This window comes from Kitasatospora sp. NPDC057198, from assembly GCF_042670125.1.
In the GTDB taxonomy this organism is placed as follows: domain Bacteria; phylum Actinomycetota; class Actinomycetes; order Streptomycetales; family Streptomycetaceae; genus Kitasatospora.
In genome coordinates this window covers 1-1,122 of sequence record NZ_JBHUWH010000887.1, presented here as the reverse complement: position 1 = coordinate 1,122, position 1,122 = coordinate 1, and the positions used below count along the sequence as shown (strand labels likewise).

Annotated in this window: 1 protein-coding gene; it reads right to left on the bottom strand. The window is 73.0% G+C overall.

The window, feature by feature from the left end; all coding sequences use genetic code 11:
• Positions 1–289: 289 nt before the first annotated feature.
• Complete coding sequence (locus ACFUEL_RS39865) at positions 290–1,036, bottom strand: SDR family NAD(P)-dependent oxidoreductase (protein WP_380243142.1); 747 nt, start codon at positions 1,034–1,036, stop codon at positions 290–292.
• Positions 1,037–1,122 lie beyond the last annotated feature (86 nt).

The following is a 1,122-nucleotide window of genomic DNA, read 5'->3' as shown; positions in this document are numbered from 1 at the left end:
CCGCCACACCTTGAGTTCCAGGTGTGGCGGGGGCCCTTCCGCGTCCCTCCTGCCGGGGCCCTTCCGCATCCTCCTGCCGGGGCTCGTACGGGCCGCGAGCGGGACGCCGGGAAGGGGCTACGGGCGGGACGCCGGATAGGGGGTACGGGCGGCCGGGCCCGGCGGTCGGACGGGCGGTTCCGGGCCTGGACGAGGTGATGCGGGCAGGGTGCCGTCACTGCGACGGGCAGGGCACGACGGAGCCCCCTGCCCGTCGCGGTGACGGGCAGGGGGCTCGGGTGAAGCCGCGTCAGACGGTGTAGCCGCCGTCCACCGCGATCGCCGTGCCGGTGATGTAGTTGCCGGTCGGGCCCGCCAGGAAGAGCACGGTGGCGGCGATGTCCTCCGCCGTGCCGTAGCGGCCCAGGGCGGTCAGGCCGGCCTGGAACTCGGCGGTCTCACCGTCGGCCGGGTTCATGTCGGTGTCGATCGGCCCCGGGTCGATGACCGTGGCGTTGATGCCCTGCGGGCCGAACTCGCGCGCCAGGCCCTTGGTCAGACCCACCAGCGCGGTCTTCGCGGTCGCCTGCAGCACGAAGTTCCCGCCGGGCACCCGGCCGTTGAAGCAGGAGCCGATGCTGATGATCCGGCCGCCCGCGGTCATGTGCTTCACCGCGGCCTGCGAGGCCAGGAAGATCGACTTCACGTCGACCGCCAGCACGCTCTCCAGGTACTCCGGGGTGACCTCGCCCAGCGGGCCGTAGGCCAGGAAACCGGCGTTGTTCACCAGGATGTCGATGCCGCCCAGCTCGGCGACGGTCTGCTCGACGGCGCGGGCCGCCGTCTCCGGTCGGGTCAGGTCGGCCTGGATGACCGCGGCCCGGCCACCGGCCGCCTCGATCTCCTTGGCCACCGCGCGGGCCTGCTCCTCCGCCCGCACGTAGGTCACGGCGACCGAGGCGCCGGCCGCGGCCAGCTTCCTGGCGATGGCGGCCCCGATGCCCCGGCTGCCGCCGGTCACGAGCGCCACCTTGCCGGCCAGTTCATTGCTGCTCATGGTCGTTCCTCCGTCGGTCGGGTTGTTCGTCGTCACGGTTGTCGTTCCTTTCCATGTGCCATGTGCCGTGGGGCCGCAGCCGTTCC